This is a genomic window from Arenibaculum sp., from assembly GCF_035998295.1.
Taxonomy (GTDB): domain Bacteria; phylum Pseudomonadota; class Alphaproteobacteria; order Azospirillales; family Azospirillaceae; genus DASYHS01.
In genome coordinates this window covers 46,019-53,487 of the sequence record NZ_DASYHS010000033.1, presented here as the reverse complement: position 1 = coordinate 53,487, position 7,469 = coordinate 46,019, and the positions used below count along the sequence as shown (strand labels likewise).

The following is a 7,469-nucleotide window of genomic DNA, read 5'->3' as shown; positions in this document are numbered from 1 at the left end:
GGCCGAAGCCGCCGGCATCGACTTCGTGTTCATCGCCGACGGGCTGTACATCCACGAGAAGTCGGTCCCGCACTTCCTGAACCGGTTCGAGCCGATCGCGCTCCTGTCGGCCCTGGCCACGATGACCTCGAAGATCGGCCTCGCGGGCACGGTGTCGACCTCCTACAGCGACCCCTTCACGGCCGCCCGGCAGCTCGCCTCGGTCGATGCGCTGAGCGGCGGCCGGGCCGGATGGAACGCCGTGACCTCGGCGCTGGAAGGGGCCGGCAAGAACTACAGCCGGGCCCATCCCGACCACACCCTGCGCTACGAGATCGCCGAGGAGTATCTCGAGGTGATCAAGGGGCTGTGGGACAGCTGGGAAGACGACGCCTTCCTGCGCGACCGCGCGACCGGGCGCTTCTTCGATCCGGCCAAGATGCACCGGCTGGACCACAAGGGCCGCTTCTTCTCGGTCGAGGGCCCGCTCAACATCGCGCGCTCGGCCCAGGGCCAGCCGGTGGTGTTCCTGGCCGGGTCCTCGGACGAGGGCATCCGCGTAGCCGGCCGGCACGCGGACGCCGTGTTCAGCAACGGCGGGACCTTCGAGGAATGCCGCACCTTCTACCGCCGGGTCAAGGACAGCGCCGTGGCCCATGGCCGGCGCCCGGACGACGTCAAGATCTTCCCCGGCATCGGCCCGATCGTCGGCGCCACCGAGCAGGAGGCGGAAAGGAAGTACATCGAGATCCGCGACCTGATGTCGATCGACGACGCGCTGGCCTATCTCGGCCATTTCTTCGAGCAGCACGATTTCAGCGCCTATCCGCTCGACGGCCCCTTCCCCGACCTGGGCAACCTCGGCAAGGACGGCTTCCAGTCCACGACCGACAACATCAAGCGGCTCGCCCGCGAGCGCGGCATGACCTTGCGCGAGGTCGCGCTCGAGGCCGCGACGCGGCGCGTGCACATCGGCACGTCGGAAGGGCTGATCGGGACCGGGGAGAAGGTCGCGGACGAGCTGATCCGCTGGGTCGAGGGCGGGGCGGCCGACGGCTTCATGCTGGGGCTTCCGGTCGTGGGCTCCGGCCTGGACGACTTCGTGGAGCACGTGCTGCCGGTGCTGGCGGCGCGCGGGTACCACGACATGGCCCTGCGCGGCGCCACGCTCAGGGACCATCTGGGCCTGCCCTTCCGCGAGAACCGCCACGCCCGGATGCCCGAGCAGGACATGGCCTTCGCCGCCCGTTGAGGGCGGGGCTGGGGGGCGGCGGGACCGGGTGGACGGGCGCCTCGCCGCGGTGAGAGCATCCGGGACTTCGGTTCACTGGACGGATGGATGCGATGCGGATCGTCATCATGGGCAGCGGCGGCATCGGCGGCTATTTCGGCGCGAAGCTCGCCAGGGCCGGCCACGACGTCGTCTTCGTCGCCCGGGGGGAACACCTCCGGGCGATCCGGGAGAACGGGCTGCGCGTCAGCTCGGAGGTCGACGGCGACTGGACCGTCGACGCGCCGGCCGTCGCGACGCTGGACGGGCAACCGCCCGCCGACCTCGTCCTGTTCTGCGTGAAGTCGTTCGACACCGAGGATGCGGCCGAGCTGGTCCGGCCGGTGCTCGGCCCCGGCACCGGCGTGCTGTCGCTGCAGAACGGCGTCGACAACGAGGACAAGCTGGCACGCATCCTCGGTGCCGGCCGTGCGGTCGGCGGCATCGCCTATGCCTTCGTCCACATCGCCGCCCCCGGCGTGATCGCCCACCAGCAGCTCGCCCGCATCGTCTGCGGCGAGTTCGGCGGCACGGCTCCGGGACGCCTGCCGGCTTTCGCCGAGGCCGGGGCGGCGGCCGGCATCCGGGTGGACGTCGTCCCGGACATCCGCCGCTCGCTGTGGGAGAAATACGTGTTCCTGACCGCCTTCGCCGGCGCGACCGCGCTGACGCGGATGCCGGCGCAGGCGGTTCGGGAGGTGCCGGAACTGCGCCGCCTGTGGCAGCGCCAGATCGACGAGCTGCTGGCGCTGGCGCGGGCCGAGGCGGCCGGCCTGGACGAGGGGGTGGCGGAACGCTGCGCGGCCTTCCTCGGGTCGGTCGCGCCGATCAGCTACACCTCGCTCTATCACGACCTGATGCAGGGCAGGCGCCTGGAACTCGAGACGCTGCACGGCCATGCCGTCCGGCTCGGCGAGCGGCACGCCATCCCAACGCCGACGCTGTCCGCGGTCTATGCCGGCCTCCTGCCGTATCGCGACGGGCCCCCCAAGGTGACTTGAGCCGACCGCGGCACCCGCGGTCCACAACGTAGCATGGAGAACCGAGACATGTTGGAGTGGAGCACTGACGAGGAGCTGTTCGCGCTGATGCGGACCGAGCTTTCGACCTGCCCGGTGAGCGACGTGATGGAGCAGCTGGGCTTCCTGCACCCGATGCTGCCTCCCGAAATCCGCCCGGTGCGCAGCGACCTGGTCCTGGTCGGGCGCGCGATGCCGGTGCAGGACGAACCGCCGGTTCCCTACGGCGTCCCGGTGCGGTTCGATGCCAAGCCCTTCGGGCTGCTGTTCGAATCGATCGACGCGCTTCGCCCGAACGAGGTGTACATCGCGAGCGGCGGGCCGATCCACGCCGCGCGCTTCGGCGAGTTCCTGAGCATGCGGGCGCTGGCCCTGGGTGCCGCCGGCGCAGTCATCAACGGCAGCATCCGCGACGCCGGCCGCGTCCTCGAGCTGGGCCTGCCGGTCTTCGCCCAGGGCACCTACGCCTACGGCCTGCAGCGCCGGCACAACGTCGTCGACTACCGCTGCTCGATCAGGATCGGGGAGGTGCGCGTCAGGCCGGGCGACCTGATCTTCGGCGACGGCGACGGCGTCTGCGTCATCCCGCACGAGGCCGAGCGGGAGATCATCCCGAAGGCGGTCGCCAAGAACCGGCTGGAGCGCAGCGTGCGCGAGGAGATCCTCGCCGGCCGGAGCCTGGCCGACGCCTACGCCAAATACGCCGTGATGTAGGCGGCGCGAGGCACGCAACCGGAGCCTCGGACCAGAGACACGGAACCGCGGCGGCCCCCGGTCGTTTGCACTGGGATGACCGCCACGCCAAGCCCGTTCGGCCCGTCCGGCCGCCGCAGGACGGCGCAAGCGGCCGCCCGGCTCGCCGCAGCCGGCGCGCTGCTGGCCGGCTGTGCTAGCGACGGCAGCCAGTCCGCCCTGAACCCGAAGAGCCCCGACGCGGCGCTGATCGCGCAGCTGTGGTGGTGGTTCCTCGGCGTGTCGGCCGTGGTCTTGGCCGTCGTCGTCCTGGTCCTCGCAGTCGGGCTCCTGCGCGGGCGCGGTGCGCAAGGCGCGCGGCCCCTGCCGGAGAGCCGGCGGTGGGCGCTGGTGGTCTCCGGCGGCATCGTCGCCCCGGCGGTCGCGATCCTCGGCATCGTCGTGTCCGGCCTGTGGATCGGCCGCGAGACCGGCGCGCGGCCAACACCGCCGGACGTCACCGTGGAGGTGGCCGGCAAGCTCTGGTGGTGGGAGGTGCGCTACCGGGACGCGCAGGGCGGGCTGATCGCGACCACCGCCAACGAGATCCACCTGCCGGTGGGCCGCATGGTGCGGCTGCTGCTCCTGTCCGACAACGTGATCCACAGCTTCTGGGTCCCGAACCTCGACGGGAAGACCGACATGATCCCCGGCCAAGTGAACGAGCTGTGGTTCGCCCCGGGAGAGGCCGGGACCTATCGCGGGCAGTGCGCGGAGCTGTGCGGCGTGCAGCACGCGCTGATGGGCTTCCTGGTCGTCGCGACGGAGCCGGCGGAGTTCGAGGCCTGGCTGGCCCACCAAGCCCGTCCGGCCGCGGAGCCCGAAGGCGCGCTCGCACGGCGCGGGCGCGAGGTGTTCCAGCAGTCCTGCGCGCGCTGCCATACGGTCCGCGGCACCGCCGCCAGGGGCGGGCAAGGCCCCGACCTCACCCATCTCGCCGGCCGGCGCACGCTGGCGGCGGCGACGATCCCGAACACGCGCGGCCATCTGGGCGGCTGGATCGCCGACCCGCAGAGCATCAAGCCCGGCAACCTGATGCCGGGCTTCGCCCTCGACCCGCCCGACCTGCACGCGCTGCTGGCCTATCTGGAGCAGCTGGAATGACCCTGACGGACAGGACGTTCGACCCGGGGGCGCCGGCCGTCCGCGACGACCCCGAGGAGACCCGCCGGCTGGAGGAGACATGGCGGTCGCCGTCGGGGCCGGTCGGCTGGTTCATGCCGGTCAACCAGCGGATCATCGGCCGCCGGTTCATCGTCACCGCCTTCGTGTTCTTCCTGCTGGCCGGCGCGCTCGGCCTGCTGATACGCCTGCAGCTCGCGGTGCCGGAGAACTCCCTGCTCGGGCCGGAGCTGTACAACCAGATCGTGACCACCCACGGCACGACGATGATGTTCCTGTTCGCGATCCCGGTGGTGGAGGGGTTCGCGATCTTCATGGCGCCGATGATGATCGGCTCGCGGGACATGGCGTTCCCGCGCCTGAACGCCTTCGGCTACTACGTCTACCTGATCGGCGGGGTCGCCTTCTTCGGCTCGCTGTTCGTCGGCCTGGCACCGGCGGCCGGCTGGTTCAACTACGTGCCGCTGGCGAACAAGGAGTTCTCGCCGGGCCTCGGCGTCGGCATCTGGACGACGATGATCACCTTCATCGAGGTCTCGGCCCTGACCGCGGCGGTCGAGCTGATCGTCACGATCCTCAAGCTGCGCGCGCCCGGCATGTCGCTGAACCGGATGCCGCTGTTCGTGTGGTCGGTCCTGGTGATGGCGTTCATGATCCTGTTCGCGATGCCGACGATCATCGTCGCCAGCCTGCTGCTGATCCTGGACCGGCTGGTGGACACGAAGTTCTTCATCGTCGAGGCCGGGGGCGAGCCGCTGCTGTGGCAGCACCTGTTCTGGTTCTTCGGCCATCCCGAGGTCTACATCATCCTGGTGCCGGCCCTGGGCGTGATCTCCAGCGTCATCACGACCTTCACCGGCCGGCCGATCTTCGGCTACACGGCGCTGGTCGTCTCGCTGGTGGCGACCGGCTTCATCAGCTTCGGGCTGTGGGTGCACCACATGTTCGCGACCGGCCTGCCGCAGCTCGGGCTCAGCTTCTTCATGGCGGCAAGCGCGATGATCGCGATCCCCAACGGCGTGCAGGTGTTCTGCTGGCTGGCGAGCCTGTGGGGCGCGAAGATCCGGCTGGCGACGCCGATGCTATGGGTGCTGGGCTTCTTCGTGATCTTCGTGATCGGCGGGCTGACCGGCGTCATGGTGGCCTCGATCCCGTTCGACCTGCAGGTCCACGGGACATTCTTCCTGGTCGCCCATTTCCACTACGTGCTGATCGGCGGGGCCGTCTTCCCGCTGATCGGCGGGCTGTACTACTGGTACCCGAAGATGACCGGGAGGCTGATGAGCGAGCGGCTGGGAAAGTGGAGCTTCTGGCTTGCCTTCCTCGGCTTCAACCTGACCTTCTTCCCGATGCACCAGCTCGGCATGGAGGGCATGCCGCGGCGCATCTACACCTATATCGACGGGCTGGGCTGGGAGGGCATGAACCTGCTGGCGACCGCCGGTTCCGTCGTGCTTGCGCTCGGCTTCCTGCTCACGGCCTTCAACTTCTGGGTCAGCATGCGGCGCGGCCGCCCGGCCGGCGACGATCCCTGGGGGGCGCCGACCCTGGAATGGCGGACCAGCTCCCCGCCGGCCCCCTACAACCACCGCCACGTCGCGGTCGTCCACGGGCGGTATCCGCTGTGGCAGGAGCGCGAGGCCGGCCGACGCGAGGTCGTGATCGGCCTGCGCAGCGACCGGCGGGAGATGGTGGTGACCAGCATCCTCGACGCCGAGCCGCAATCGGTGCAGGTCCTGCCCGGACCGACGATCTGGCCCTTCGTCTCGGCGGTGGCCGCCTCCACTGGGTTCATCGGCATCCTGGTCAGCCCGATCTTCTTCGTGATCGGCTTCTTCCTGGCCTTCTTCAGCTTCGTCGGCTGGCTCTGGCCGCGGCGGCCCTGGCGGGAGGACTGAGGGATGGACACCCGAAGCACCGTCGACGTCGCCGGCTTCAGCCGCTTCGCAGCCAACCGCCACCCGCTGTGGTGGGGCGTGCTGTGGCTGATCATGATCGAGCTGACCGTGGTGAGCGCGTTCATCGTCAGCTACTTCTACCTGATGCGCAGCGCGGAGGCCTGGCCGCCGGCCGGGATCGAGCCGCCGCCGCTGCTCTGGCCGAGCGTCAACCTCGCCCTGCTGCTGGCGAGCATGGTGACGATGTGGTGGGCGAGCTGGGGCCTGAATCGCGACAACCGCGCCGTCCTGATCGCGGGGCTGTCGCTCAGTCTGCTGTTCCACTGCACGGTCCTGGCCCTGCGCTGGCGGGAGATGCAGCTCTTCGGGTTCAAGTGGAGCGACCACGCCTACGGCTCGATCGTCTGGACCATCACCGGCTTCCACTTTACCCATATCGCCTCGGCCATCGTCGGGACCGCGGTGGTCCTCGTCCTGGCGATCAGGGGCTATTTCAATCCGGAACGGCAGCTCGCCGTCGTGGTCGACACGCTGTACTGGTACTTCGTGTCCGCCGCCTGGGTGCCGTTCTACCTCACCCTCTACTGGGCCCCGCGCCTGCTGTGAGGGAGCGTCCGATGGCACCACCGCGCGACGGCGACACGCACGACGGGGAGCCCCCCTTCCGGGGGCGTTCCGCCGCATGGCTTTGGCTCGGCTGGGGGATCGGGCCGGCGGCCTGGGCGCTGCACCAGAACGTCAGCTACGCGCTGGTCCCGGCCCTGTGCGAGGCCGGGGACGGCGCGTGGCTGCATCTGGTCACGGCGGTGGCGCTGGCGCTCGCGGCGGCGGCGCTGCTGCTGTCGTGGCGGAACTGGCGGCGCGCCGGCCGCGGCTGGCCGGGGCCGGAGGGCGGCCCGGCGGCGCGCAGCCGCTTCATGGCCTTCGCCGGCATGATGATCGCGGCGTTGAGCCTGGCCGGGATCGCGGTCGAGGGGATTCCGAACTTCATCCTGGACCCGTGCGTGCGATGAACGGGACGTCCGGCGCGGCCAGCCGTTACCAAAGCATGGAAACGACGACGAAAGGCGGAACCACCGCGGGAACGCTGCTCCTCGCCCTGTCGCTGCTGGCCGGCTGCGGCGAGGGCGGCGCCTACGACGCGGCCATGACGGTGCCGGGCGGCGACCCCGAGGCCGGCCACTTCCTGGTCCGGGCCCATGGCTGCGGCGCATGCCACCGCATCGACGGCGTGCGCGGCCCGGACGCCAATGTGGGGCCGCCGCTGAACGCGCTGTCGAGCCAGGTCTACATCGCCGGCGTCCTGCCCAACCTGCCGGAGAACATGGTGCGCTGGCTGATGGACCCGCCCGCGATCGACCCGCGCACGGCGATGCCCGACCTGGGGCTCAGCGAGCGGGAGGCGACGGACATCGCGGCCTTCCTCTATTCCCTCGAGGGTGGCTGAGC

Annotated in this window: 8 protein-coding genes; all 8 read left to right on the top strand. The window is 70.5% G+C overall.

Going from position 1 to position 7,469, the window contains the following annotated elements; genetic code table 11:
- The coding region (locus VGO20_RS03390) for an LLM class flavin-dependent oxidoreductase (protein ID WP_327500879.1) at window positions 1-1,231 on the top strand (1,231 nt) is incomplete at its 5' end.
- A gap of 92 nt (window positions 1,232-1,323) precedes the next feature.
- Window positions 1,324-2,250, top strand: a complete 927-nt coding sequence (locus VGO20_RS03385; RefSeq protein ID WP_327500878.1) for a ketopantoate reductase family protein — start codon at window positions 1,324-1,326, stop codon at window positions 2,248-2,250.
- 48 nt (window positions 2,251-2,298) lie between these two features.
- Window positions 2,299-2,982: an RraA family protein gene (locus tag VGO20_RS03380; protein ID WP_327500877.1), complete on the top strand. Its 684-nt coding sequence runs from the start codon at window positions 2,299-2,301 to the stop codon at window positions 2,980-2,982.
- Window positions 2,983-3,057: 75 nt separating this feature from the next.
- A complete protein-coding gene (gene coxB, locus VGO20_RS03375; protein WP_327500876.1) occupies window positions 3,058-4,104 on the top strand; it encodes a cytochrome c oxidase subunit II in 1,047 nt (348 codons plus the stop codon).
- Window positions 4,101-6,020 (top strand): cytochrome c oxidase subunit I, encoded by a 1,920-nt coding sequence (ctaD, locus tag VGO20_RS03370; protein WP_327500875.1) that lies wholly within the window; start codon window positions 4,101-4,103, stop codon window positions 6,018-6,020. The genes coxB and ctaD overlap by 4 nt, the downstream gene beginning before the upstream one ends.
- 3 nt (window positions 6,021-6,023) lie before the next feature.
- Window positions 6,024-6,626: a cytochrome c oxidase subunit 3 gene (locus tag VGO20_RS03365; RefSeq protein ID WP_327500874.1), complete on the top strand. Its 603-nt coding sequence runs from the start codon at window positions 6,024-6,026 to the stop codon at window positions 6,624-6,626.
- 11 nt (window positions 6,627-6,637) lie between these two features.
- Window positions 6,638-7,033 (top strand): hypothetical protein, encoded by a 396-nt coding sequence (locus VGO20_RS03360; RefSeq protein ID WP_327500873.1) that lies wholly within the window; start codon window positions 6,638-6,640, stop codon window positions 7,031-7,033.
- 35 nt (window positions 7,034-7,068) lie between these two features.
- On the top strand, window positions 7,069-7,467 hold the full coding sequence (locus VGO20_RS03355) for a c-type cytochrome (protein ID WP_327500872.1): 399 nt from the start codon (window positions 7,069-7,071) through the stop codon (window positions 7,465-7,467).
- Window positions 7,468-7,469: the final 2 nt, after the last annotated feature.

Coding starts and splice junctions, on each gene's coding strand:
- VGO20_RS03385 (WP_327500878.1), top strand. CDS start 1,324: ATGCGGATCGTCATCATGGGCAGCGGCGGCATCGGCGGCTATTTCGGC.
- VGO20_RS03380 (WP_327500877.1), top strand. CDS start 2,299: ATGTTGGAGTGGAGCACTGACGAGGAGCTGTTCGCGCTGATGCGGACC.
- coxB (WP_327500876.1), top strand. CDS start 3,058: ATGACCGCCACGCCAAGCCCGTTCGGCCCGTCCGGCCGCCGCAGGACG.
- ctaD (WP_327500875.1), top strand. CDS start 4,101: ATGACCCTGACGGACAGGACGTTCGACCCGGGGGCGCCGGCCGTCCGC.
- VGO20_RS03365 (WP_327500874.1), top strand. CDS start 6,024: ATGGACACCCGAAGCACCGTCGACGTCGCCGGCTTCAGCCGCTTCGCA.
- VGO20_RS03360 (WP_327500873.1), top strand. CDS start 6,638: ATGGCACCACCGCGCGACGGCGACACGCACGACGGGGAGCCCCCCTTC.
- VGO20_RS03355 (WP_327500872.1), top strand. CDS start 7,069: ATGGAAACGACGACGAAAGGCGGAACCACCGCGGGAACGCTGCTCCTC.